This window comes from Paenibacillus sp. V4I3, assembly GCF_030817215.1.
Taxonomy (GTDB): domain Bacteria; phylum Bacillota; class Bacilli; order Paenibacillales; family NBRC-103111; genus Paenibacillus_E.
The window spans coordinates 4,422,085-4,448,235 of record NZ_JAUSZA010000001.1; the positions used below are offsets into that span (position 1 = coordinate 4,422,085).

27 protein-coding genes are annotated in these 26,151 nt (G+C 45.3%); 25 read left to right on the forward strand and 2 right to left on the reverse strand.

Annotation, left to right across the window (positions count from 1 at the left end; genetic code table 11):
• Positions 1–45: 45 nt before the first annotated feature.
• From QFZ77_RS20175 to QFZ77_RS20245, 15 genes are all read left to right on the forward strand, one after another.
• A complete protein-coding gene (locus tag QFZ77_RS20175; protein ID WP_307442149.1) occupies positions 46–1,161 on the forward strand; it encodes a nucleotide-binding protein in 1,116 nt (371 codons plus the stop codon).
• On the forward strand, positions 1,158–2,420 hold the full coding sequence (locus tag QFZ77_RS20180; protein ID WP_307442150.1) for a TadA family conjugal transfer-associated ATPase: 1,263 nt from the start codon (positions 1,158–1,160) through the stop codon (positions 2,418–2,420). Before QFZ77_RS20175 ends, QFZ77_RS20180 begins: the two co-directional genes overlap by 4 nt.
• Positions 2,417–3,289 (forward strand): type II secretion system F family protein, encoded by an 873-nt coding sequence (locus QFZ77_RS20185; protein WP_307442152.1) that lies wholly within the window; start codon positions 2,417–2,419, stop codon positions 3,287–3,289. Before QFZ77_RS20180 ends, QFZ77_RS20185 begins: the two co-directional genes overlap by 4 nt.
• 1 nt (position 3,290) lies before the next feature.
• Entirely contained in the window at positions 3,291–4,160 is an 870-nt protein-coding gene (locus tag QFZ77_RS20190; RefSeq protein ID WP_307442154.1) for a type II secretion system F family protein, read from the forward strand.
• Between the two features lie 15 nt (positions 4,161–4,175).
• Complete coding sequence (locus QFZ77_RS20195; protein WP_171647036.1) at positions 4,176–4,403, forward strand: Flp1 family type IVb pilin; 228 nt, start codon at positions 4,176–4,178, stop codon at positions 4,401–4,403.
• Positions 4,369–5,397 carry a TadE/TadG family type IV pilus assembly protein gene (locus tag QFZ77_RS20200; protein WP_307442157.1) on the forward strand — a complete coding sequence of 343 codons (1,029 nt, stop codon included), beginning with the start codon at positions 4,369–4,371 and terminating at the stop codon, positions 5,395–5,397. Before QFZ77_RS20195 ends, QFZ77_RS20200 begins: the two co-directional genes overlap by 35 nt.
• Positions 5,398–5,411: 14 nt before the next feature.
• A complete protein-coding gene (locus QFZ77_RS20205) occupies positions 5,412–7,703 on the forward strand; it encodes a hypothetical protein (RefSeq protein WP_307442158.1) in 2,292 nt (763 codons plus the stop codon).
• 17 nt (positions 7,704–7,720) lie between these two features.
• Positions 7,721–8,386 (forward strand): TadE/TadG family type IV pilus assembly protein, encoded by a 666-nt coding sequence (locus QFZ77_RS20210; RefSeq protein ID WP_307442159.1) that lies wholly within the window; start codon positions 7,721–7,723, stop codon positions 8,384–8,386.
• Positions 8,387–8,422: 36 nt separating this feature from the next.
• The gene (locus QFZ77_RS20215; RefSeq protein WP_307442161.1) at positions 8,423–8,932 is read left to right on the forward strand and encodes an A24 family peptidase; all 510 of its coding nucleotides are present in this window, start codon (positions 8,423–8,425) and stop codon (positions 8,930–8,932) included.
• Positions 8,933–8,945: 13 nt separating this feature from the next.
• Entirely contained in the window at positions 8,946–10,442 is a 1,497-nt protein-coding gene (locus QFZ77_RS20220) for a DUF6382 domain-containing protein (RefSeq protein WP_307442162.1), read from the forward strand.
• Positions 10,443–10,642: 200 nt separating this feature from the next.
• Complete coding sequence (locus QFZ77_RS20225; RefSeq protein ID WP_057302386.1) at positions 10,643–12,199, forward strand: ABC-F family ATP-binding cassette domain-containing protein; 1,557 nt, start codon at positions 10,643–10,645, stop codon at positions 12,197–12,199.
• Positions 12,200–12,212: 13 nt separating this feature from the next.
• On the forward strand, positions 12,213–12,503 hold the full coding sequence (locus QFZ77_RS20230; protein ID WP_307442164.1) for a Dabb family protein: 291 nt from the start codon (positions 12,213–12,215) through the stop codon (positions 12,501–12,503).
• 151 nt (positions 12,504–12,654) lie between these two features.
• A complete protein-coding gene (locus QFZ77_RS20235) occupies positions 12,655–13,704 on the forward strand; it encodes a M42 family metallopeptidase (protein ID WP_307442165.1) in 1,050 nt (349 codons plus the stop codon).
• The gene (locus QFZ77_RS20240) at positions 13,701–15,674 is read left to right on the forward strand and encodes an ABC-F family ATP-binding cassette domain-containing protein (RefSeq protein WP_307442168.1); all 1,974 of its coding nucleotides are present in this window, start codon (positions 13,701–13,703) and stop codon (positions 15,672–15,674) included. Before QFZ77_RS20235 ends, QFZ77_RS20240 begins: the two co-directional genes overlap by 4 nt.
• 154 nt (positions 15,675–15,828) lie before the next feature.
• Positions 15,829–17,442 carry an ABC-F family ATP-binding cassette domain-containing protein gene (locus QFZ77_RS20245; RefSeq protein ID WP_307442170.1) on the forward strand — a complete coding sequence of 538 codons (1,614 nt, stop codon included), beginning with the start codon at positions 15,829–15,831 and terminating at the stop codon, positions 17,440–17,442.
• 63 nt (positions 17,443–17,505) lie between these two features.
• Here the strand turns inward: QFZ77_RS20245 and QFZ77_RS20250 are convergent, their stop codons facing one another.
• Complete coding sequence (locus tag QFZ77_RS20250) at positions 17,506–17,718, reverse strand: hypothetical protein (protein WP_047677062.1); 213 nt, start codon at positions 17,716–17,718, stop codon at positions 17,506–17,508.
• 72 nt (positions 17,719–17,790) lie between these two features.
• Here QFZ77_RS20250 and QFZ77_RS20255 point away from each other — a divergent pair, with 72 nt between their 5' ends.
• Genes QFZ77_RS20255 through kapB form a run of 3 tightly spaced genes read left to right on the forward strand, consistent with a single transcriptional unit; the run spans position 17,791 to position 19,049 of the window.
• A complete protein-coding gene (locus QFZ77_RS20255) occupies positions 17,791–18,309 on the forward strand; it encodes a hypothetical protein (protein WP_307442171.1) in 519 nt (172 codons plus the stop codon).
• Between the two features lies 1 nt (position 18,310).
• Positions 18,311–18,631, forward strand: coding sequence for a thioredoxin family protein (locus QFZ77_RS20260; RefSeq protein ID WP_307442172.1), 321 nt, complete (start codon positions 18,311–18,313; stop codon positions 18,629–18,631).
• 28 nt (positions 18,632–18,659) lie between these two features.
• On the forward strand, positions 18,660–19,049 hold the full coding sequence (kapB, locus tag QFZ77_RS20265) for a kinase-associated lipoprotein KapB (RefSeq protein ID WP_307442174.1): 390 nt from the start codon (positions 18,660–18,662) through the stop codon (positions 19,047–19,049).
• On the opposite strand, the gene QFZ77_RS20270 is transcribed toward kapB, so the two are convergent.
• A complete protein-coding gene (locus tag QFZ77_RS20270; protein ID WP_307442175.1) occupies positions 19,046–19,267 on the reverse strand; it encodes a hypothetical protein in 222 nt (73 codons plus the stop codon). The genes kapB and QFZ77_RS20270 overlap by 4 nt on opposite strands.
• A 272-nt stretch (positions 19,268–19,539) precedes the next feature.
• Between QFZ77_RS20270 and QFZ77_RS20275 the strand changes: the two genes are divergently transcribed.
• The 7 genes from QFZ77_RS20275 to QFZ77_RS20305 all read left to right on the forward strand — a co-directional run bounded on the left by QFZ77_RS20275 (position 19,540) and on the right by QFZ77_RS20305 (position 26,087).
• On the forward strand, positions 19,540–20,616 hold the full coding sequence (locus QFZ77_RS20275; RefSeq protein WP_307442177.1) for a Gfo/Idh/MocA family protein: 1,077 nt from the start codon (positions 19,540–19,542) through the stop codon (positions 20,614–20,616).
• 16 nt (positions 20,617–20,632) lie between these two features.
• On the forward strand, positions 20,633–21,268 hold the full coding sequence (locus QFZ77_RS20280; protein ID WP_307442178.1) for a trimeric intracellular cation channel family protein: 636 nt from the start codon (positions 20,633–20,635) through the stop codon (positions 21,266–21,268).
• A 38-nt stretch (positions 21,269–21,306) separates the two neighbouring features.
• Positions 21,307–21,786, forward strand: coding sequence for a hypothetical protein (locus tag QFZ77_RS20285; protein ID WP_307442179.1), 480 nt, complete (start codon positions 21,307–21,309; stop codon positions 21,784–21,786).
• 144 nt (positions 21,787–21,930) lie between these two features.
• Positions 21,931–22,080: a hypothetical protein gene (locus QFZ77_RS20290; protein ID WP_307442180.1), complete on the forward strand. Its 150-nt coding sequence runs from the start codon at positions 21,931–21,933 to the stop codon at positions 22,078–22,080.
• Positions 22,081–22,108: 28 nt separating this feature from the next.
• Entirely contained in the window at positions 22,109–22,813 is a 705-nt protein-coding gene (locus QFZ77_RS20295) for a hypothetical protein (protein WP_307442181.1), read from the forward strand.
• Positions 22,814–23,272: 459 nt separating this feature from the next.
• On the forward strand, positions 23,273–24,160 hold the full coding sequence (locus QFZ77_RS20300) for an ATP-binding protein (protein ID WP_373462626.1): 888 nt from the start codon (positions 23,273–23,275) through the stop codon (positions 24,158–24,160).
• A 49-nt stretch (positions 24,161–24,209) separates the two neighbouring features.
• Positions 24,210–26,087: a nitric oxide reductase activation protein NorD gene (locus tag QFZ77_RS20305; protein WP_307442182.1), complete on the forward strand. Its 1,878-nt coding sequence runs from the start codon at positions 24,210–24,212 to the stop codon at positions 26,085–26,087.
• Positions 26,088–26,151 lie beyond the last annotated feature (64 nt).

Below are 26,151 nucleotides of genomic sequence, written 5' to 3' on the forward strand. Positions count from 1 at the left end.
TGTATGCCATGGTTTCATGACTTAAATAAGGAAAGGGAGGTAGGAATGAATAAAATTCAGCTTTACGTCTTAGATGATGACATCGTTTACGCAGAGCGACTTGCTGCCTTCATACGGTCTTCTGAGTTCGCAGAGAGAATACAGGTGAAGCTTTTTTCGAAATTAGAATTGGTCTTAGAGGTGCTTGAGAATCAGCAATTAGAAGGTGTTTTATTACTATCCGAGGCATATTACCCCTTTTTGATGAATCGGAGTACATCCTTATGCAAAATGATTTTGAGTGAAACGATTGCTAATTCCAAAGAAGCAGAGACGAAGATTCCGTTCTTATATCGTTTTCAATCGCTGCACCAATTAATATCGCACCTTCAGGCATTTTATACGGAAAAGCATAGATTTGATGTGGGTCCTGGGACGAAAAGAACTAGAGTTCTATCTGTGTACAGCAGCAGCGGGAATAGTGGAAAAACGATGACCGCCGTTCATTTGGCGAAGCAATTGTCTTTTCGTGGGGACCAAGTTTTTTATCTTAGTATGGAGTTAGTTAGTTCAGCCTCTCAGTGGCTTCAGGGTGATTTAGGACGATTTTCACAGCTTCTATACTACATGAAAAGCACGCCTGACTTGTTGGGACCTAAGCTGCAGCTGCTCAAATCCCACGATTCTAGGCTGCGTATCGATTATCTGACTCCTAAAGATCAAATCAGGGAAATGCAAGAAATGAGCGGCGAGCATGTCCGTCTGCTTATTGAATCATTGATCTCGTTGAACGAGTATGACTTCATCATTGTTGATTTAGAAGCCACAGTGCATCCGAGAATTATAAAAAGTTTGGATGTCAGTAATTATATCATCTGGATTGTGAGGGACGATTTGATTGATTTATATAAAACAGAGGCACTCCAGAAGCAAATGGGTTCCATGCAGAATGTACATTTCGTAATCAATAAATATACGGGCAAGCAAACAAATGATTTCTCATGTTTGGGCAAGGAAATAACGTATAAGCTTCCATATATCCCCGAGTGGAAAGTGTTAAATACTCCAGAGCAGATCTGGCAATCTGGTTTATTTTCAGAACAGACGTATGACATGTTCACTGCTATAAATAAGGGAAAAGTACATTCTTCTTCGGATAGGGAAGGGGCTGCTGCTTCATGAATCATGATTTGTTTCTCACATTGAAGCAGCAGATTAAGGAGAAGATTGATCTTTCCAGCACGGTCAGCGATGTCACATTAATTGAGCTTATTGAGGAGTCCGTATTCAACGCAGCAGGAGAGCACGGTTGGACTTCAAGCGAGATGCAGGCTCTAGTAAAGCGAATTTTTGATTCATTTCGGGGCTTGGATATCCTTCAACCGCTGATCGATGATCCATCCGTTACAGAGATAATGGTCAATGGGCACGCGTGCATCTTTTTTGAAAGGAAGGGCGCCGTTGAACGATATCCGTATCCGTTGGAAAGTGCAGAGAAGCTAGAGGATCTCATTCAGATGATCGTTTCTAAAGTAAACCGGATAGTGAATCAAGCAACGCCAATTGTCGATGCGCGTCTGCCTGATGGGTCGAGGGTCAATATTGTACTTCCGCCGGCTTCCTTGAGTGGTCCTACCTTGACGATTCGTAAGTTCCCGGAAAAGCCCCTACTAATGGCGGATTTGATTGGTATGGGAAGTATTTCGGAGGAGGCAGCAGAAGTCCTGCGAGTGATGGTTGAATCAGGCTTTAATGTCTTTATTGGTGGCGGAACAGGTTCAGGGAAAACCACATTTCTAAATGCATTAAGTGCTTGGATTCCCCCGCACGAACGCATCATTACGATCGAAGATTCTGCTGAGCTTCAGATACAAACTGTACCTAATTTGGTGAGAATGGAAACCAGAAATGCCAATACCGAAGGGAAAGGAGAAATTACGATTAGAGAGCTTATTCGTTCTTCGCTACGCATGCGTCCCAATCGAATTATTGTTGGGGAGGTCCGTGGTGCAGAGGCGTTAGATATGCTATCTGCGATGAATACTGGTCATGACGGAAGTTTAAGCACAGGGCATGCGAATACATCCGTGGATATGCTCAGCCGATTAGAGACGATGGTGCTCAGTGGAGCCCCACTTCCAGTAGACGTCATTCGTAAGCAAATTGCCTCAGCGCTGGATGTTATGGTTCATGTAAGTAGAATTCGTGATCGTACCCGTAGAGTCACAGAAATTCATGAGGTGTTAGGTGTGAAGGATGGTGAGGTCCAGCTGCACCCACTATTCATATTTAATGAAAAAGGGGAAACGGTGGATCGAAAGGTAATTGGTGAGCTCGCATATACCGGAAACAGGCTGCATAACATGCACAAAATTCGAATGGCCGGCAAGAAGCTGCCAGATTGGTTTAAACAGGTTCAGGAAGAACGTGATGCAGGATGAAGATTTTGTTGCTTCTCCTCATTATTGGAGCGTTCAGCTGGTTTTTTCTTTTGTATTTGGAACGAAGAAAAGGAATATCTAAGAGAGCTGAATCTCAGCCCATCCAGCACCCGTCTACAATTAACCATTTAATTGACTATAACCACTATCAACTAACCTCAAAGGAAAAAGTAAGTGCTATCCTGATGCTTGCCTTACCAGCGTTCATTGTAGGCTACATTTTCTACAAAAGCTTCGTTCTTGCTGCAGCATTGGCTGCGGTAGGCTTCGCATTTCCCCGAATACGTAAGCAGCAATTAATTCAATTACGTAAAAACAAATTGTATGTACAGTTTAAACAAGCACTAAGCTGCCTATCCTCCTCCATGACGGTTGGTAAGTCGATTGAAACAGCATTTAGAGAGGCACTAGAAGATTTGAAGATGCTGTATCCTGATCCCGCTTGCCTGATCGTCGTTGAATTTAGTATTATCTGCCGAAAAGTAGAGAATGGGGAGCCCATTGAAGCAGCTCTGAAAAATTTAGCGGATCGCAGTCATCTAGAAGATGTAAGAAGCTTCACAGACGTTTTCTTAACTTGTAAGCGGACGGGTGGCAACTTAGTGGAGGTCATGAAACGAACTGCTACGGTGATTGGCGAAAAGCTTGAAATTTCACAGGATATATCCGTAATGATCGCACAGAAACGTTTTGAATCTAGGGTGCTGCTCTTTGCCCCGATCGTCATTGTTGCCGTGCTTGCATTCTCTTCACCGGAGTACATGATTCCTCTTTACACAGGCGGCGGTGTAATTATCATGTCTGCAAGCCTGTTGCTGCTTGGTGCTTGCTATGTACTCACTCAAAAAATCATGAATATCAAGGTGTAGCATGTGGATCACAATAGTGTTTATTACTCTGATTGCCGGTTGTATCCTGTTATTCCTATGGGGGCGAGTGCAATATGCTGAGATTATCAAAGCTCACCCGTATCCGTTCCAAATGAAGCTGCTGTTGCCTTACAGCTATTTACTCATAGACAAGCTTAATTTGATGGAAAAATTACCCGATTTTACGGCAAAAGTACACCATAAATTAATCACACTTCATGGGAGAAGCTTCGCTGCGCATGGAAGTAAATGGTTTCTCGCTGAGCTTATCTCAGCATCGACCTTATGCTTATTAATCCTAATTCTGTTATCCGTTCTGGCCGGAGGAGATAGTTCTTTGTTCGGGTTTGGTTTGCTTGCTTCTGCCATTGTTCCCATGATCATTGTGCGTGATTTAGATGCGAAAATCCGCAAGAAACAGCAGCTGATGATCCTTGAATTGCCTGAAATATTGAGTACAATCGTGCTGCTCGTAAACGCAGGAGAGACCGTAAATCGGGCATGGATACGCTGTGTAGAGGCCCGACCGCACAAAGCACAAACACCTCTGTATAAAGAACTGGCACAAGCCGTTCATGAGTTGGAGATGAATGTGTCCTTTGCAAAAGTAATGGAGGATTTTAGCAAACGCTGCGCACTTCATGAAGTGTCATTGTTTACTTCTACTCTTCTGCTGAACTATAAGCGAGGTGGTAGCGATTTTGTTGTCGCGCTTCACGCACTTTCGTTGGATCTTTGGCAAAGAAGGAAGTCGGTGTCTCGAACATTAGGTGAAGAAGCATCATCGAAGCTTGTATTTCCCATGGTGCTCATTTTCGTTGTCGTGATGGTCATTGTTGCGGCCCCAGCTTTACTTATGATGAAACAATAATGGAGGTATGTAGAGATGAAAACGGCGTTAGATTGGCTGAAACAGTTTTGGGAAGATGAAGAAGGATTGGGCACTTTGGAGATTTTATTGATCGTCGCTGTGCTTGTAGCTATAGCAATTATTTTCAGAAAATGGATCGTCTCGTGGTTTCAGAAGTTAATTGGGGATGCCAACTCTGATTTGAAAGACAACAGCGCAGTAGTTCCTTGTGCGCCTAGTCCAACAACTAGCTGTGCGCCATAGGCGTCTACTGAGTCTCCGTGTTAATGAGGAAGGAAGCTTTACGTTAGAAGCTTCTCTTGTATTTCCGCTGATTCTACTTTGCACGGTTACGCTTCTTTTTGTGAGCATGTATGCGTATCAGAACGTATTTGTTCAGCAGCTTGCGAGGACTGCGGCTGAGCGTCTTGCCTTTACGTGGAATAATAGCCACAAAGATTTGGTGACAGGAAACTATAACCCCAGTGAAACAGATGGCCTTTATTGGCGACTTACACATGATAGTGTGACAGATTTATTCGGAATGCTTAGTGGTAGTGGCACTACAGAAGTCACTATTCCCTCGGGCAGTGCTAGTGGTCACGTGGAGAATAAACTTGCCAAATCCTCAGCTTTACTACCTCAGGGAGTGACGGGAACTGTAAAATACGCCAACTATCTTTTTGACCATCAGGTTGAGCTGAAATTGAAAAAGTCGTTTCTTATGCCGACGCAGCTAAAGAGATGGTTGGATTCTGAGCAAACAACTGGCAGGGCCGTTTCACATGTTGTGGAACCGGTTGAACTCATTCGATTAACGGATATTATACGTACGTATTTCAAAGCGATCAAAGGCCGAATATCGCCTCAACAGGCGAGAGACGCACTCGTAGAACCTATTCAATTTAACTTGTCTGGACCTAGTGTGTCTATCCAATCAGAGCGTCAAGCCGCGGCATACTTGAAATCACTGGTTGGGGGCACTGAGGTCATTTTGACGACAACATCAGGAAAAAGCAGAACGATCGATGCGCTGGATGCTCGAGGTATTGGTCATCAGGCTTTTTACAATATGACGGAATTTCAGCTTCGTACCGAGCAGCTGCCTAAGGATATAGAGCTCCTCGATGAAAGGTCACAAGTGAAAGGCATTGTGTGGCACTTTTTCAAAAAAGATGCTAGCGGCAAAGGAATGCCCTCTAATTCATTTCGTAAGGAGCTTGAGCGCAAAGGGATAGTTGTTGTTATCCATAATTAGAAAGGGGGGAGTTTTTGAGGAAATTTGTTCGTTCAGAAAGAGGTGCAGTTTCTGTCTATCTGATTCTCATTATTGTGCCGATTTTCTTATTTCAAGCTGTACTCATTGATTTCGCAAGAATTAAGCTGGCTGAAAAAGAGACGGAATCAGCGGTCAAAGCTGCAGCGCGATCGGTTATGTCAGCTTACGATACAGAGCTGCAAGCGATGGGACTCTATGGTCTTGGCATTTCGCAGGATGAAACGGAGGCGTTATTCCGGAAGGTTTTTGCAAGTAATTTGTCAGGTCAAGTATCGCCAGGAGCATTTCATTATGTGGATACAAGACCTGTAGAGAATGGCATGCGTGTTACCCCGGTGTACACATTGGCAAGTCATACGATTTTTGAGCGGCAGGTGCTGGAGGATATGAAGATCAAGGCTCCGATCGAGTATACACTTGAGATTACCGATAAGTTTCGGAAAAGCGGGACGAAAGCCCCTTTTCACCTTGGGTCTCAGTTTTCGAAAGAAGCGGCGGAGCTTGAGAAACTCATTGATCAAAGAGAAAGCGCGCTAGATGAAGCTTGGCAGAGCAGCGAAGAGCTGATTGAAAAAATATCGAAGTATCATGCTTATTATCAAAAACGCATCACCGAATTAGACGAATTAGCTGCACAAATCGGCATTCATACAGCAGATGAAGTGAGAAGTGAAATCGTAGAAGTGAAGAATCAGTTGAGATCCATTCAAGATTCCATACGGGATCTGGATATGTCAATAGCAGCACTAAGCCAAGCTGGACCTGGCGCTGTGGCTGGCATACAATCCCTCGCAGCTTCTAAACAAATATTAGGATCTCAGGCACAGGTCTTAACCCAGAAGTTAAATGAGCTAGAAGCGTTGTTGCAACTGATCATTAAGTACGCAGCACTCCTAGCTGCTACGAAGCTGGAGATTCCGGCTAACGGTAGAGAAATCCAGCTATTACAGCAAACAATTGAACCAGCTCTACGACTAGCAAAGCATCGAAATGACGAGATACGTACGAAGTTAAATGGGATAAATCAAGGTTCGGGAAGTGGAACACAAGGTGGAGCCTCTGGTGCCTATGAAGTGTTTCAAAATGTTCCTGTTATGGGTGATGATTATTTCTACAGATATCAAACAGCCATAGCCAGCATAACTGCGTTATTTACTGCGTTCCAAGAAGTTATTAATTCCGTATATCTATACACATCTGATAATACAAGCAGAGCAAACCTAGCGAATAATGCTTATTTTTCTGAATCTAGTGAATTCAATAAACAGCAAAGTATTTTGGAGAAGACAAGAATGGACAAAAATGAGGCAACGGCAACGAATAAGCGTCAGCAAAAAAACAAGATACAAGCCGTTTTGGATCAAGCGAAACAATCAATCGGTTCTTGCAGTTTGCCGAATACTCAGAGTAGCTACACTGAACTATACAACCGCCTTCAGGGGGATACCGGACATGAAGCGGGTGAGAAAGGATTGTACCAAAAGTATCGAGAAGCTAATGCTCAAGATACGATAGTAGGCAGCGAGATTGCTTATGATTTAGAGAAACCAGAACCTGTAAGCTTAAAAGCGATGGGGATGCTTGAGTCGTTTAATAACGCGGCGGAATCGATGAGAAATGAGCTATATGTGAATGAATTTGCCCTTACGAAATTTAATTACCGTACATATGGATTGGAAAAAGACCCTGCGGGTCAACCCAAATTGTCCAATGAGCTGGTGGATCCAGGTTCGCATATGTTGGCAAATCAAGAGGTTGAGTATCTGTTATATGGATTCTCTTCCTGCGGGGCTAATATTTCGTCCGCTTATGCTGAAATGTTTGGATTCCGGATGGCGATCCGTACAGTAGAGGCACTCCTAGATCCGAAAAAAGAGCTGCTCGGTATAGGCTCACCTTTACTCGTGCTATTGGCCGCTGCCGCGGAAGGCGCGCTGGAAGCTTTTCAAGACATGAATAAATTAACAAAAGGTGAAGCTGTAGAGTTATCTGCGAAAATCACAACATCAGCTTTAAGTTTGACGTACAAAGACTATTTACGCATTTTTCTGCTTTTACACAGTAATAATACGAAACTTATGGCTAGAATGCAGGCACTTATCGAACTGCAAACGGGTAAGAATTTGGTTCAAGAAACGACGTATATTCAGGGAAACGGATCAAGCGAAGTGAGGTTGTGGTTTATCCCGCAAATCATGAAGCTGCTAGATGGAACTGGGTTACTGGGGTGTAAAGTACAAGGGAACCGGTGCCGGTTCAGCAGTACTTCAGCTGTAGCTTATTGAAGAAAAGGGGGCTGTTTATGCTTAGAAAGTTTCACCATGAGCAGAAAGGTGGCATGGTGTTGGAGGCTTCTTTGGTGCTGCCCTTCTTTTTAGCTTTTGTGATTGGTCTAATCATATGTATTCAGATTGCCGTATTAGAAATGGAGCTGCAAGCAGGGGTATCGGAGGCAACAAAGTCGGTTGCCGGTCAATTATACCCTGTACGGCTCCTTGTCCAAGAAGCCAAATTGAAATTCGATCAGAGCCACGTAGCTGAAATGATGAGTTCAGTTGTAGATCGTGTACAAACGGCTCGAGATCAAGTGAAGAACACTGAGAATCTGGCTGATGAGTACGCCGCTTACATTCCGAATTCACTTCTGGAGCTTGTTAAATGGGAAAAAGAAAAGCGTGAATTAGGAGAGGGGAAGGCTCAAGAAGAACTGGACGAGCTTTACGAAAGTCAAGTTAAACCGCGCATTCATGCGGCTTTCACGCCGATTGTTTATGCATTTTGCAATCAAACAATCATGAAGAAAGAGAAATTTAAGGTCATTTCAGTGACCCTCCCGAGTATGGAAAGCGGTGGCGATGCCTTTTTTGGTATAGAAGCTCAAATGACCTACAAGCTTCCGCTTCCGTTTATAAGTCATACGATAATATTAAAGAAGAAGGCTGTTGAGCGGGCATGGGTAGGCGCCTAAGAACATTAACAGAACTTTAGGAGGGACCTTTATCCTTTGATTCATTTGATTTTATTTATACTGATAGCCATTGCATTTGTAATTGACGCACGTAAATCACTGATCCCAAACAAGGTTACTTTCTGTGGAACAATGATTGGCTTCGTATTCCACGCATTTACGGAGGGTTGGAGTGGTGTGTTTTTTGCTGTGATTGGTGCAATTACTGGTTTTACGGCTCTTCTTTTGCTTTATTTTTTCGGTGCACTAGGTGCAGGTGATGTAAAGCTTTTTGCTGCAATCGGGGCGATAATGGGATTTACATTCGTCCTTCAATCGATGCTTTATGCCATTTTATGTGCTGGCGTTATCGGACTTATCTTACTCTTTATCCGTAAACAGATGATAAAAACAGGTCATAGACTTGCTACGTGGCTAGTTTCTATTGTTGTTTGTCATGACATGGGCAGTATGCTAGGAATGAAAAATCAAAAAAACATGAAATTTCCGTTTATGTATGCAGTTGTACCGGGAGTTGCATTGACTTGGTATTATTCGTTTTTATGAGAGAGGTGAATCCATGACGCAAGAAGTATTTGGACTTCGTTATGAATTTGTATATCGACATGGTCATTATATGGTGCTGTATAAGGAAGATGGTTTGGATTCAAAGACTCTTTCAACTTTGCAGGTCAGGATGCTTGAAGCCAATGATGTACCGAACCTTCTGCCGTTAGAAATACAAGAGGTGGATTTCCGCATAAGTTTACTGTATAACTTGTCGGCTAAACGAATGCTGGCCCATGTTCTGAAGGTGGAAGGGTTGTCTAAACAACATTTTGCAAAGCTCATGTATGCCATTGTTTGTGCCCTAGGTGAAAGTAAGAATTACATGCTTTTTGAATCAGGATACGTTTTGAAGGATAATTTCATATTCATTGGCAGTGATTGGTCGGATGTATTTCTGACTTATGTGCCGCTTGAACCTATTAATGATGAAGATTCCGTCTTCAAATCGCTTGAGTCTTTGATGAAACAACTCTCACAGAAATTGAGCGATGATGAGAGGACCGCGGTGGTTTCCTGGATGGAAACATTATCGCGGAATCAGAGCTTGCAAGTATATAAGGAGAATCTTCTAGCGCTAATGGACGAACAACCGCTCCTGAAAGCAGCTTCTCTGATATCTAATCATAATAATGATGAACAAGACACAGTAAAACCTCTCAACATGCAAATGCCTCCAGTAAAAGAAAATGGGTTGCCCAAGCCACTTTGGAATCGGAATGAGGGTCAGCAGCAAGTTCAGATCAATACCTCAGTAGAGGAGTTAGTGCAGCCCAATAGTGTTCCGAAAATGAAAGAAGGACAGGGAAATCCAATATCCTTTATCTCTATATCGGGGCGGTCACGAACGATAGTCCTTGCTGTAGTAATTCTGCTAACCGCGTTTCTATGGCAGAATTATTTCACCTACCCATCTACAGGTATTATGCAAATAACCGTAGGAATATCGATTTTACTCATGAATGTTTGGTTTGTTATTCGATTTTTAGGATTACCGCGCTTTCAACGATACATAAAAGGAAGCAATGGCGTTAACCTGCCCATCTTTCCGGTTGTAGAAAAGCAGCTGGATCAAAAGTTAGAAGCACTATCAATTGAGCCGACCAATATCCAAAATTATTATCAAAATTTACATATGCATACGACCTTGCTCAATCATAAGAAGCCAAACGCTACGGTTTTCCTTGGTAGACAAATGAATCAACCGTTAGGAGCCAGGATTGAGTGGCAAATTGAAGGCACTACTAAAACTGTTCCTTTGAATAACGATCATTTTACTATGGGCAGAGGCGATGCCAGTTTGAAGGTCGATTATGTTTTGGAAGAAGCGGGAGCTTCCAGGATACATGCTGAAATAATTAAGAATCAAGAGGGTTTTATGATTAAAGATACAGGTTCAACGAATGGGACCTATTTAAATGGCGAACCATTAGTTACTTATCAGTCCTACCCGTTGAAGGATGGAGACGAGATACGAATTGTGCGGCAGGAGATTAAATTTCGTTTGTAAAAGTTAAAACAAAGTTACTAACATTTGGCTTGATCTGCGACGTCCCATGGGACGTTTTTCTGCATAGTTTTGTATAAAAGCTAATGAATACGCTTCCCAGATGAATTTACCTATTCCTGTCTTGCATGAGCAGTGTTATAATAAGAAGTCGCGAGTATGAGCGATTATCTTCGAAATAGACAGGAGTTTGGAATTACGAGATGAGTCTTTTGACAATTGAAGATTTAAGCCATAGCTTTGGAGATCGTACGTTATTTAAAAATGTATCCTTTCGACTGCTCGCTGGAGAGCGTGTTGGTATTGTTGGAGCTAATGGTGTGGGGAAATCCACGTTAATGAATATATTGACCGGGAAAGTTCTAAAAGATACAGGTAAGGTTGAATGGACGCCGCGCGTTCATTACGGATATTTGGACCAGCATTCCGTGTTAGAACCGGGCAAAACCATTCGCGACATTCTGCGCGATGCTTTCCTTCCTCTCTTTGAAGCGGAGAAGGAGATGATGGCGATTACCGAGAAAATGGGTGATGCCACACCGGAAGAGCTTGAGGTTCTTCTGGAGCAAATGGGCGAAATTCAAGAGCGTTTGGATATCGGCGGTTTCTATATGCTGGATGTGAAAATCGAAGAAATGGGTAACGGTCTTGGCCTTAATGCCATTGGTTTAGACCGTGATGTTACTTCCCTTAGTGGTGGACAACGGACGAAAGTTCTTTTGGCTAAATTGCTCCTGGAGAAACCGACTGTTCTTCTTTTGGATGAGCCAACCAACTATTTGGACGTTGAGCATATTGAATGGTTGAAAATGTACCTTAAAGATTATCCGTTTGCCTTTATGTTGATTTCACATGACACTGAATTCATGAATGAAGTCGTTAACGTGGTATACCACTTGGAATTCACGAAGCTGACACGTTATACGGCGAATTACGAGAAATTTCTGGATATGGCTGAAATGAACAAAACACAGCATATTGACGCTTATGAAAAGCAGCAAGAGTACATTAAAAAACAGGAAGATTTCATCGCGCGTAATAAAGCGCGGGCGTCAACTTCAACCCGTGCCAAGAGCCGGGAGAAACAACTTGATAAGATTGACCGAATTGAGCGTCCAGAGACGGCTATGAAGCCGACTTTTGTGTTCAAAGAATCACGCTCAAGCAGCAGAGTTGTTTTTGAGGCGGAAAACTTGGAAATCGGTTATGATCGTCCTCTTTTACCGAAGATGAATGTAACGATTGAGCGCGGCGAGAAAATTGCTATTGTCGGATGCAACGGTGTAGGTAAATCTACACTTCTCAAAACGATTCTTGGTAAGCTGGAGCCTTTCAACGGTAAAACGTACCGTGGAGACTACTTGAGTCCTGCCTATTTCGAACAAGAGATTAAAGCTCCGAATATGACACCGATCGATGACGTATGGAACGAGTTCTCTTCGATGACTCAAAATGAGGTCAGAGGGGCACTTGCAAGGGTAGGGCTCAAAAATGAGCACATCACACGTGCTATGAGTAAGCTTAGCGGTGGTGAACAATCGAAAGTAAGGCTTTGTAAACTTCTTATGAGAGAAAGCAACTGGTTGTTGTTCGATGAGCCTACGAACCATTTGGACGTTGTTGCCAAAGAAGAGCTTCAAAGGGCTTTGAAAGAATATAAAGGTACCGTCCTGCTCGTGTGTCACGAACCTGAATTTTATGAAGGTTGGGTAACAAGAGTGTGGGATGTTGAAGAATGGTCTGCAAAAGTAACCAATTAGGGGGAAATCATTCATGTTAACTCACGTTGTGTTTTTTAAGCTCAAAGATCGCAGTCCAGAAGCAGTTGAAGTAACAAAGGCTGTACTTACGAACATGGAAGGTAAAATTCCGGTCCTGCGGTATATTGAGGTTGGGACCGACATTTTGCATCTGGAACGTTCGTATGATATTGCTTTGATTACCAAATTTGATTCTTTAGAGGATCTCAAGGTGTATGACACTCATCCCGTTCATGAAGAAGTGAAAGCCCATATGAAGACAGTCCTTGATGGAACGTCCATTTGCGTTGATTTTGTAAGCTAATCTAGTTTGAAAAACATAGGGGAACAGTGTAGTATCACTAGAAGAGACTTGTTTGTGACTTGTGTCATCAACTTGTGTATGAATCCTAGGCTGCACTGTTTTTTATGTCTTTAGAGGAAATCTAATAATATAGAAAAGGGAGGAATCCCGAGTGAAAACAAACTTAAATAAAGCTTATATGACAGAAATTCTAGAGCTGTTGCTGCGGACTCCAAGTCCAACTGGTTACACGCATCACGTTATGCAAAAAGTTGAACAAGAAGTGAATAAGCTCGGATTCGAGCTTACATATACGAATAAGGGCTGCGGCATTGTAACGATCCCTGGTACCAGCCAAGACCGTGTCATTGGTATTTCTGCTCACGTGGATACACTCGGTGCTATGGTGCGTTCGATCAAAGAAAATGGCACTTTGAAAATTACTTCATTGGGCGGCTTTATGATGGGCGCTATTGAAAATGAATACGTTCAAATTCATACGCGTGATGAACGCGTTTATGATGGGACTATTCTGACGTCGAGACCATCTGTGCACGTATATGAAGACGCCAGAGAGTACAAACGGGATGAAGCCAATATGGAAGTACGTATTGATGAGCTTGTGAAGTCCAAAAAAGAGGTTCAGGATCTTGGCATTCGAGTGGGGGATTATATTTCGTTCGATCCGCGTGTACAAGTGAAGGAAAATGGCTTCGTGAAGTCGCGTCATTTGGATGATAAAGCGAGTGTTGCTTCCTTATTTGGGCTTTTAAAACTGATCAAAGATGAGGGCTTGAAGCCTGAATTTACGATCAAGCTGTTCTTCTCCAATTATGAAGAGGTAGGTCATGGTTCTTCCTTTATTCCTGAAGATATTACGGATTTTATTGCCGTGGATATGGGTGCTCTTGGTGATGATTTGAGTGGAAGCGAGCGCGATGTATCGATTTGCGCGAAGGATTCCTCGGGTCCTTATGATTATCAGATGACTTCGAAAATGATTGAGCTAGCCGAGAAACTGGAAATCGGTTATGCCGTTGATATTTATCCGCGATACGGTTCTGATGCATCTGCCGCGCTTAGAGGTGGACGCGATATTCGTGCTGCGTTGGTGGGACCTGGCGTTCATGCGTCACATAGCATGGAGAGAACGCATATGGATGCTGTAGTGAATACAGCAGCCCTTCTTGCGGCTTATATCATGGAGCCGGTCCGCGCATGAATATACTTAGTGCAGTTAATATAACGAAGACATTCGGCGAAAAGGTGCTGTTCGATGATATTTCGTTCACGGTGAACGAGAAGCAGCGCATCGGTCTCATTGGCGTGAACGGAACAGGCAAATCCACGCTGCTGAAGCTGCTGGCAGGGCTGGAAACAGCGGATCGCGGCAAGCTCGTGCACGCGAACCATTTTCGGGTGGAATACTTGCCACAGAACCCTGAGTTCGATCCGAACTCTACGGTTCTTGAGCAAGTATTCCACGGCGATACGCCGCTCATGAAGACGCTTCGCGACTATGAGCTTGCGCTTGCTGAACTTACGCTAGATGCCTCCAACGAGAAGAAACAAACGCGACTATTCAGCGCCCAGTCGCGAATGGATGAGCAAGGTGCCTGGGAAGCCAGCACCTTGGCCAAAACCGTGCTGATGAAGCTAGGCATCAGCGAGTTCGACAAGCCCGTCGGCCAGCTGTCCGGCGGTCAGCGCAAGCGCGTTGCCATGGCGCGCGTTCTGATTGGGCCCGCCGACCTGCTCATCCTCGATGAGCCGACGAACCATATTGATAACGAGACGGCCATCTGGCTCGAGGAATTCCTCAGCAAATGGCGCGGAGCCTTGCTGCTCGTTACCCATGACCGGTACTTCCTAGAGCGGGTAACCACCCGCATTCTGGAGCTGGACCGGGGTAAGATCTACAGCTACGAGGGGAACTACGAGTGGTTCCTCGAGAAAAAGTCGGAGCGGATGGAGTCAGAAGCGTCCAGCGAAGATAAGCGGCAGAATCTATTGCGCCGCGAGCTGGCTTGGCTTCGCCGCGGCGCGAAGGCGCGCACGACGAAACAGAAGGCGCGTATTGGGCGCGCCGAGGAATTGCGGGACCGCAAGGTGGATGGTCCCGGGGAGAAGCTTGACATGGCGCTGGCTGGCAGCCGTCTTGGCAAGAAGGTGATGGAGCTGGAAGACGTCACCAAAGCTTTCGAGAGCGGGAAGCCGCTGCTGAGCGGCTTCAGCTACATCGTGATGCCGAGAGACCGCCTCGGCATCATCGGTCCGAACGGCAGCGGCAAATCGACGCTGCTGAACATGCTGGCCGGGCGTATTCAGCCCGACAGCGGGACGATCGAGACCGGCACGACCGTGAAGCTTGCTTACTACACGCAAGAGAACGTCGAGATGGATGAGAAGATGCGCGTCATCGAGTACATCAAGGAGGCTGCGGAGCAGATCCGCACAGCTGATGGAGAGACCATTTCGGCGTCGCAAATGCTCGAACGCTTCCTCTTTTCGCCAACCCTGCAGTGGTCGCCGATCGGAAAGCTCTCCGGCGGTGAACGGCGCAGACTTTATTTGCTCCGCACACTTATGGGAGAACCGAACGTACTGCTTCTGGATGAGCCGACCAACGACTTGGATATCCAAACTTTGACCATACTGGAAGATTATCTGGATCAATTTCCTGGGGCCGTTATTACGGTTTCCCATGATCGATACTTTTTGGATCGTACGGTTTCGCATCTATTTGCATTTGATGGCAAAGGCCAGATCGAGCCTTACATTGGCAACTACTCCGATTACTTGGAAGAGAAGCAGGAGCAGGCAGAAGCGGATCAGGCACGGAAAGAAGTGATGCGTAATGCGAGCTCTGCCAAGTCTGGTGGTGTTTCTAACACAGCTTCAACAGCAGATATTAGCAGTCCTGCGGCAGCAGGGGGCACATCGAATTCGAACCGTCCGAAGAAGCTAACTTTCAAAGAACAGAAGGAATGGGACGAAATTGAGAGTACGATAGCTTCTCTGGAAGACAAGGCGGCTGGTTTGAAAAAACAAATTGAAGCGGCTGGCAGTGACTTTGACCGAGTTCGTGAGCTGTATGAGCAAGAGCAGCAAACCGCAGTGGATTTGGAAGCGGCGATGGAAAGATGGACTTATTTATCCGAGTTGCTAGAGGAAATAGAACGAAACAAGTAAGCTAGAGTCCAATCTTCGATCAAAGATCCCAAAAAGGTGAGACTTTAATCTTCGATCAAAGATCCCAAAAAGGTGAGACTTTAATCTTCGATCAAAGATCCCTATATTATGTTATGATAGAACAAACTACTATAAAGGCAGGTATGTACTAAACATGATTAATGTTAATAACGTGACGCTTCGTTACGGCAAGAGAGCCCTATTCGAGGACGCCAATATCAAATTTACACCGGGTAACTGCTACGGACTTATCGGAGCAAATGGTGCCGGTAAATCAACTTTTCTGAAAATTCTTTCCGGTGAGATTGAGCCCAACACAGGCGAAGTCAACATAACACCTGGTGAGAGAATGGCTGTTTTGAAACAAAACCATTACGAGTTTGACGAAATCGAAGTTTTGAAAACCGTCATGATGGGTCATGCTCGCTTGTTTAAAATTATGGAAGAGAAAGATGCTTTGTATGCCAAAGCTGATTTTACAGAAGAAGATGGCATGAAAGCGGCTGAACTCGAAGGTGAATTCCAGGATCTAGATGGCTGGCAGGCAGAATCGGATGCAGCTGAGCTACTCATCGGTCTTGGTATCCCGACTTCTATCCATGACACGAAAATGAAAGACCTTGATGGCAATGAGAAAGTACGTGTTCTCTTAGCGCAAGCTTTGTTCGGCAATCCGAATATTTTGCTGCTGGATGAGCCTACCAACCATTTGAACTTAGAGTCCATTCGTTGGCTGGAGAACTTCCTTTCCCGCTTTGAAGGCACTGTTATCGTTGTATCCCATGATCGTCACTTCTTGAACCAAGTATGTACGCATATTGCGGATATTGATTTTGGTAAAATTCAAATGTACGTCGGTAACTACGACTGGTGGTATGAGTCCAGCCAACTGGCACTTCGTTTGACGAGAGATGCGAACAAGAAAACCGAAGAAAAACGTAAAGAGTTGGAAGCCTTTATCGCACGCTTTAGCGCTAATGCCTCTAAATCGAAGCAAGCTACATCCCGTAAAAAACAACTCGAGAAGCTTACTCTTGAAGATATTAGACCATCTAGCCGTAAATATCCGTTCATTCACTTCAAAGGTGAGCGTGAAGCGGGTAAGCAGCTGCTGGCTGTTGAGAAATTGTCCAAAACGATTGATGGCGTAAAGGTGTTAGACAACATTTCGTTCACCATCAATAAAGGGGATAAAGTTGCCTTTGTAGGCCCGGACGGCATCGCCAAAACGACGCTATTCAAAATTCTGATGGGTGAAATGGAAGCTGATGAGGGTACGTACACATGGGGGATTACAACTTCCCAAGCTTACTTCCCTAAAGACAGCCAAGACTATTTCAACTCTGATTTAACTTTGGTGGATTGGCTTCGTCAATACTCCAAAGACCAAGATGAATCTTTCTTGCGCGGCTTCCTAGGCCGTATGCTGTTCTCAGGCGAAGAAGCGCTGAAGAAAGCAAACGTGCTATCGGGTGGAGAGAAAGTACGCTGCATGTTCTCCAAAATGATGCTAAGCGGATCCAATGTCCTCATTCTTGATGAGCCTACGAACCATTTGGATTTGGAGTCCATTACTGCGTTGAACAATGGTCTTGTTGACTTCGACGGAACGATTCTATTCGTCTCCCATGACCATCAGTTCATCCAAACGATTGCCACACGCATTATGGAAATCACGCCTAAAGGACTCATCGATAAAATGTTCACCTATGATGAATACCTAGAAAGCGAAGATGTGCAAAAACAACGCGAAGCGCAATACGCATAATGATAAATGAAAAGCGCCCTGACGTATTACTCTCAGGGCGCTTTTGCCTACGCAAAGCGACGTTTAGCTGCCGCCAGTACGACGGCGTTGATTGTTTACTTTTTTGGTCATTTGACTTTTGCCGCTTTGATTATTGTTTCCAGCTTGTTTCGGGTTTGCGCGTGCAGCGGCTTGATCCGCTTTCTTCTGGGCAAGTTTCTGCTTAATGGCATCAGCTAAACTAACTTTTTTTGGGCCTTGTTCTTCACCCAGTTGATCTTCAGGCTTGTCTGACATAGGAACACCTTCTTTACGTGGTATGCTTTTAGTATAATCGAATCTAAGAAAAGATGAAAGAAGGTGTAGGGGATGTTTGATCCAACGATCTATGACAATATTAAGGTTGTGCTTGAGGGAGCTGTCTATGACTTGGATTTGGACGGTAAAATTATCATTACGCGGCGGCAAGATCAAGTTGATCTATCCTCGATGTCACGCACTTATGCGATTGAATTTGCCCGAAAGATCGATAAACCAAGCAAAGCCGAAATTAACCTGCATGTTCATTTGAGTGATTTAGCCGCTGAAATTTTAGAAAATCCATCAGCCAAACCAGGCTGTACGTTGATCATTAAGCTTTTTACCAAAGTTAAAAACCCAGATATCGAGTGCCCTTATATCGAAGAGCAATTAGGTGCCATTTGGGAGCAGCGTCCTCAAGTCATTCAGCTTCTTTCTTATGAATATGGCCTACATCCAATTTTCTATCATAATCAAATTACACTATCCTTCGGACGCAAAGTAGATGAAAGTCAAATTGATGATTTCCCTCATCTCATCGCTTATGCGGTAGATAGTTTAGCTTGGTTGGATGAAAGAGGGAGCTAGTATGCAGGAATTAACTGGGCAGGAGCTGTTAGAGCGACTAAGCAGAACGCAAGAGGGTTCTTTTGCCGTTTTTTTATACACTCCTTTTTGCGGTACATGCAAAGTGACGGAGCGAATGTTGGATATCATTATGACAATGCTGCCTTTCTTACCGCTTGTAAAGAGTAATATTAACTTTCTTCCGCAAATTACTCGTGAATGGCAAATTAGCAGTGTACCGTGTATAGTCATCATAGAACAGGGAAAAGAGAAAGAATTTATATACCGCATGCAATCGGTGGATGAGCTGTATCGTAAACTGCTGCCACTTAACCGCATGTGAATTAGAAAAGACTGGAGTTGTTGAAATAATGAGTAGTTTTCAAATAGGGGATCGTGTTACTGCTGAGTATAAAACAGGTGCTTATTTTGGTGAGGTTGTGGAGGTAAGCAGTTCGATGAAAGCGGCAGTCCGCATTCTAGCTGTAAAGGAGCACCCGACACAGGGGGATTTACATAACCCGATGGATCCAAGTGTAGCTTTTTTTCATCAACGACGGGCGTTGTCTTATCAAGAAATTGCCTTAATGCCTATATCCACCATACGTCCTTATGCAGGTCAGATTCCGGAGTACCAAGATTCTCTGAAGAGAGCGCTACAGGCGCAAATCAGTAAGCTGTCGGAAATGGAAGCGTGGGCCCGACGCTCTCTGCAGGAGCTTGATCAGTTACAGAAAGAATATTTTCCAACGAAAGATTAAGAAACTTCCAGATACAATTTCGTGCCGTCGTTATATTTGAAAATGGCGACATCACCAATGATCTCGATCATCGAGATCATTTTTAATTTTTTGCGAAATTCAAAATTCAACTCAAGTTCCTTAAGTTTACTGGACAACAGTTCCATATGGGATCGTTTATGTGTGAAATTAAGTACAGGGATGGTTTTGTTTTTGAATTTAATGGTTATTGCTTGCATGTTAAGCCCTCCTTCGAGTCTTCCTTTGGGAAAACTAACCTCATACGCATTCATTACGTCTGGTCTACACATTAAGGATACATTTCAAATGTTAGATATGTTAGGGTCAAACTATTAAAAAAGTTTTAGCAATTTATTATATGTAAAGAATAGCTCTAGAGGGCCAGTTCCTTAAAGATTAATTTAAACACAAGAGATTGGCTGTTGCGGGGAAAGATAACCACATTTATAATAAGAAAGATTGAAATCTAACACGTTTGGAGGATATAGAAATGACAGCTGGAAAGCCAATTCGTATAGGTATTATAGGTTCCGGAAATATCGGAAATGTACATATGGAAGTGCTGAAAAAGGTGCCGGAGGCTGAAATCACCGCCGTCACGGATGTCTATTTGCCACTTGCTGAAGCTAGAGCTAAAGAACATAACATTGAACGTGTTTATGAGAGTACGGACAAACTGCTTTCTGACCCATCCATAGATGCGGTCATCATTGCAGTATCCAATGAATGGCACGCACCTATTGCTGTACAAGCGTTAGAGGCCGGTAAGCACGTCATGCTCGAAAAGCCAATGGCACTAAATCTCGCGTCGGCAAGGCAAATTGTTGAAGCGGAGCGCAAAGCAGGTAAAGTTCTGATGATTCCGCACCAACTGCGTTGGGATGCCCTATCACTAGCTGTGAAACAACAGGTTGAGAAAGGTGCACTAGGCCACATTTATCATGCAAAAGCAGGCTGGTTAAGGCGCAAAGGGATTCCGGGTTGGGGAACTTGGTTTACTCAAATGGGGAAATCCGGTGGCGGACCTCTGATAGATCTTGGTGTGCATATGTTGGATTTATCTTTATATTTGATGGGGAATCCGAAACCAGTATCGGTCTATGGAGCGACCTACGCTGAATTCGGTCCGCGTAAAAAAGGAATTGGATCATGGGGAGCACCCAACTGGGATGGTCAATATGATGTGGAGGATTTGGCAACAGCTCTGATTAAATTTGACAATGGAGCTACTTTATCTCTGGATGTAAGTTGGGCAGCGCTCATTGAAACAGACAATCAACCTTACGTTCAGCTGCTTGGTAGCGAAGGTGGGGCCTCGATTCGCGGGACGAAAGGGAAGCTCTTCGCAGAAATGTTTGATCGTGAAGCTGACATTGACATCACTGTACCTGAATTCGATGAAGGACCGCGCGTCCGTATGGCGAGACATTTCTTGTCCTGTATTGAGAGCGGCATGCAACCGTTGACTTCCGTCATGACGGGCTATACGAATAATTTGATTTTGGATGCGATTTACCGTTCGTCGCAAACGGGTAATGAAGTGAAATTGGACTGGGACATCGAGTAGACAGGGGCTGCAGGAAGTGAATTGGGAGTTATTTAGTATCATCGGAACGATTGCATTCGCGGTGAGTGGAGCCATAGTTGCGATGGAAGAAGAATATGATATATTAGGCGTCTATGTACTCGGACTTGTTACGGCTTTTGGCGGAGGAGTCATACGAAACTTACTGATCGGTAAACCGATCGTGCTGTTATGGGAGCAAGGTTTATATTTTCAAATAGCCTTGTTTGCAATGACATTTGTGTTCTTTATGCCTGTTCGATTCATCCGACTATGGAAAACTTGGGAAGCTTTCTTTGATGCAATTGGTTTGGCTGCTTTTTCCATCCAAGGTGCGCTGTATGCAACGAATATGGGACATCCGCTTAGTGCCATTATTGTTGCCGCTGTACTGACGGGAATTGGCGGCGGGATGGTTCGTGATGTCTTAGCGGGACGCAAGCCGCTCGTGCTCAAGGATGAAATTTATGCTGTCTGGGGTATGCTGGCTGGCGCGTTAGTTGGACTTGGTTGGACGCAAGGCGCTTGGCAGTTAGCTGTCCTATTTACTTTAATCGTGGTTCTAAGAATGTTATCGGTCTTTTATAAATGGAAACTGCCCAAACGTTCCTTACGGGGTGCCACTCTTGAGGCAACACGCAGATCCGATTCGTAGCATCGAGCTATCTAAAGATTGAAAGGAGGCTGGTTAAAATGGAAACATCATTGTTACAGCAGCAAAAGATTTCGGCAGAAACGATTGCATCGCGAATTATTTCAGTGAAAGAATTATTGCAAACGGAGCTTGACATGTATGAGGTGTCAAAGGATGTAGAGACAGGTGAACATTATCTCCATTATGCCTACATGCATCGAGATTTTACAAACACCGGTGAGCCGGAATCCTTTCACTACTTGCTGCCAATTGACAGTGATGATGTGCTAGGTTTGATATTTGGGGAGCAGGGTTATGCCTATCCAGAGCATTGGCACAAATCATTTTTACGAAATGGTCCAGAGGGATTTTACATTTGGTTTGACCCATCACATGAATTGCAGCAAACAGAGGATGATGCTATTGCACAGGATCTATTAAATAAGCTGAGAGCTTTTCGTGAAAATGGGAATGTTGATCCGGAAGCGGTTCGTAAGTTGCTTGAAGAACTGGATGAAACACGCAATAAAAAGAAATAGTCAAGATTGAATGCCTTTATCATATTTTTCTACAAGAGCCAGCTTGCCGATGATTCGGCGGCGGGCTTTTTTTGTTTAGTAAAATTCAGGATAAATGTCCATATTAACACTAATGGCTTTTGCTTAGGAGAGGAGGGAGAAATCATGGATACAGAGTCCTATCGTTTTGCTAACTTTGGCACACGTGAAGATTTGCTGGAAGATCTGCGCAGGCTCGAGTCCCGCATGAAGGATGAACTAGGGTATGAGGTCGCCCTGATTGCTTATACGCAAGAAGATGATGAGAGCAAGTAAAGTTTGAGCTATTAGAAAGGGGGCCAATATGAAAAAAATGATGTTCAAAATCGTGGTGACCGCAATACTCGTCGGCCTGTCAGCAGGCTGTACAGCAGCGAGTCCCAAAAATCAAGCAGGCGCAAGCTCTTCCAACCCGAGTGCTGGCAGTTGGGATACAGGATTAAGAAACAATGAAAATCCTTCCATGGGTGCAAAGAGTGTCAATCAATCACCGCAGCCTACGATGCTTCAACCTACGATTGATAATGTGAAAGCACATATCAACACACACTTGCAACTGAATCGGGATTTAGCGGATCAAATTATTCAAGCGGCGCACCTAGGATCTACAGCTGTTGCCGTAACTGATAACAATATTTATGTCGCTGTTGATATGGGTGGGATGCAAGCTATGGGCGCCAATGATGGCGTTAAAATGTTAACTAAAAATAACGACCCAGGAAACGAAGCAGGCTTATTCGGCTCAGGGGTTGGCGGACAGATGGATTGGCTCTCGGCCAAACCGCTTCCTGCGGAAAGTTCCAATGCCATTCGACATTTGTTAACTCGTATTTATCCGGAAACGAATATTTTCATCTCGTCGAATCCATATTTCGTGAATCGAATGTTGTACTATGATACGCAGCAGCGAAATAATAAACGAATGGATACGTATTTGAATGAATTCAACACGATGGTCCAATATGCGTTCCCAACCTACTCCTCGGGGCAAAGAAACGTCTTACCTTAAGGATGTTTGAAAAAGGCAAAATGTGTAACGATTCCATAGTTGCAATCCCTCAGCTATCTGCTGGGGGTTTTGTCGCATATTTTTGTGTTCACATCAAATGAAAGATTTCAAAAAGGAGCTCGACGATGATACCAGAAGCTGTATTTATAGTGCTAGGTATGTCTGTAAGAAAGAATGAGTAATCGGTATAAGGTCCGTGCTTATTGTAGTTCGCGAGAGTGTGATTATGTTCATAAGGATGATGTGATCCAAGCGATTAACTTTGAAACCGCATACGGTTTGGCGCTGTATTATAATGATATTCCTTCCAAACCGAGTTGTCCGAAATGCGGCGAATCGATGGCTTTTTATTCTCACTCGATTATTGATGAACCGTGGCTGCCCTGAAAAGCTTGACAATCTAAGCTTTCCTGATAAATAGTAAGAGGACAAAGGGATCAGGAAAGGACCATCAAAGTCATGATGACAGACACTTTACCACAAGAAATGCGTGAGCATATAGAGCAGAATAAGCAGCAAAGACAGACAGAACATACTGCAGAAGATCGTAAACTCATTGGAACAGCAGCTTTCGAAGCCCCTAGTAAAGACATTTTAACGGATGCCCTGATTGCTCTGTATTTGGGCAAAAATGTCTTGTTGAAGGGTCCAACAGGGTCGGGTAAGACGAAGCTGGCTGAACATGTTTCATCGTTCTTTGATCAGCCCATGCATGCCGTAAACTGTTCGACCGATCTCGATGCTGAAGCCTTGCTTGGATTCAAAACGTTAACGCACGATGAACAGGGTCGTACTCAAATAGCCTTCATTCCCGGTCCGATCATGAAAGCCATGACAAAGGGACATTTTCTATACATTGACGAAATAAATATGGCCAAGCCGGAAACTTTACCTTTGATAAACGGTGTTCTGGATCATCGTAGATCGATTACGAACCCTTTTACAGGGGACGTCATTACAGCACATCCGGACTTTCGAGTTATTGCAGCAATTAACGAAGGCTATATTGGTACAGTACCGCTCAATGAAGCCTTGAAAAATCGTTTTGTAACGATTGATGTCCCCTATTTGCAAGGAGAGACACTGTTTCAATTGCTAAAGAGTAAATCGGTTTTACGGGATGAAAAGCAGTTAAGAACATTCGTACAATTATCTGCGGATTTACTATCCCTTATAGAAATGGGGCAGCTGCCCGATGAAGCAGGATCGATTCGAGCCTTACTGGATGCTTGCGATTTAACGGCTTATATTCCTCCCATGCGGGCAATTGCGCGGGCTATTGCTGATAAATTGGAGGATGAAAGGGAGCGTGCAGCCGTGATCAATACGGCCGAGACGTTATTCTGAGCCTATGTTTGTAGGAAAGCTAAGCTTATTAGAGGATAAAATCGATGCGATGCTGCAAATGCAGCTTGTAGATTTGGCCCGGATGTTCACCAAGCGCAAAGAACTTGAGGTGGAAGCGGCGTTCCATGCTGACTACGAGGAAGCTTCCGCTCGTATAACGGTGAGTCAGTTTTGGTGGGATTATCCTCCGGTTGATAAAACGGCAGGTATGAAGAGTGATGTTTACCTGCGCGGTATCGGTAGTGCTTGGTTCACAGGGGCAGATGCGGTTAAGTCATATCTACACTTTTGCCAAAGTACGAGTCTACCGAAGCTGGCTAATTCACTCTTTGCTCTATGTGAGGATATGAGGTTAGAACGTATTTGTCGAGCTCGCAGGCCGGGGACTGCCCGCGTCTTTGCACATCGGCATCGCATATTTAGGGTCTATTTTCAGCATAAGCTGCGCACACACTTGAGCAAAGGCGAGTTGGCAGACGCTGTTCTTTTATTGGTGTATGGGTGGTTTACTGGTGCGGAATGGCATGCAGGGTTGGAGGGGGCTGGTGCTGGACTCTCTGGCCGGTTAGCTCAGCTGTATCCGATTTTGGAGCAGATTGAGGAAGCCGCACATACGGCCGAGGTTGCAGCTTGCTGCGAGGCGATGATGGACTCGCTGTCTTATTGGCTAGACAGAGATGCGACAGCCGCATATTTCTGGATGCAGCCGGGCAGCGGAGTGGCGGAGCCGCTGCCTGCGGGGTATAAGGGCGAGCTGAAGCGTGCGAAGCGGCTCGCGGGTGGTGATGTGCTCCCCGAGCAAGAGGGGGAGCGTCAACTGCCGGGCCAGGAGCGCATGCCGACCTGGCACCGCGAGAGCAGCGACCGCAGCCCGGGGCTGCTGCGGTTCGAGCTGGAGCGCGGCTCGCGCACAGCCGCGCAGGGGTCTGCGCCTCGCGAGGGCGACGCAGCCGATGAGGCGCTCGCCATCGCCCAAGGGCGCTCGGTGCGCGCCAAGCGCACTGGCGCCGCCTCCGGCGAGCGGCGCGAGGGTGCTGCCGTGCCCGCCGCCGCGGGGCACGGGGAGGGCGCTGTCGCCGCGTATGCGACGGCGACGTGGCTGGCGCCTGAACGGCCGACTGCTGCGCAGGAGGCCGGGTACAGGCGCCTGAGCGAGCGCGCAGCGCCGCTCGCGAAGCCTTTGCAGCGTGCCATTCGGCGCACGCTGGAGCAGAAGCGGATCGCCCCGGATGGCGATCGGTTGTTCGGGCGGCTCGACAAGCGGCTGACGCGAGCCGTGACGCAAGAGATGCCGCGCCTCTTTTATAAGAAGCGCGCACCCGTACCCCGGCTCGACGCGGCGTTCGCGCTGCTCGTCGACTGCTCGGCGTCCATGTATGACAAAATGGACGAAACCAAGCTCGGTCTCGTGCTCTTCCACGAGACCCTCCGATCCTTACGAATCCCGCACGAAATCGTGGGATTCTGGGAGGACGCGGATCGCGTCACGGAGCAGGAAGCGCCGAACCTGTTCCAGGTTGCGGTCGACTTCGGCTCCTCCTTAGCGTCCGGAAGCGGCGCGGCTCTGCTGCAGCTCGAGCCGCAGCAAGATAACCGCGACGGCTTCGCGATTCGCCGCATGACGGAGCGGCTGCTGCGGCGCACAGAACGGCAGCGCATCCTCTTGGTGTTCTCGGATGGCGAGCCTTCGGCAGCCAATTACAATGATGTCGGTATCCTCGACACCTATGAAGCCGTGCTGCACGCTCGGCGTCAAGGTATTGAGGTCATCAGCGTATTTCTGGCCAGTGGCGCTGTTCATGAAACGGAGCGGATTGCAATGCGCAACATGTATGGGCGCAGCAGCATTGTTGTCCCCAATGTGGAGGAGCTCGCCGAACAGTTGGTGCCCATTTTGCGCAAACTTCTGCTCAAATCTATCTTTTAATGTCGAAATCCTTTACAATAGATCAGGGTATTTTTATCTTCATTGCGGAGGAATTGCCCTGCTT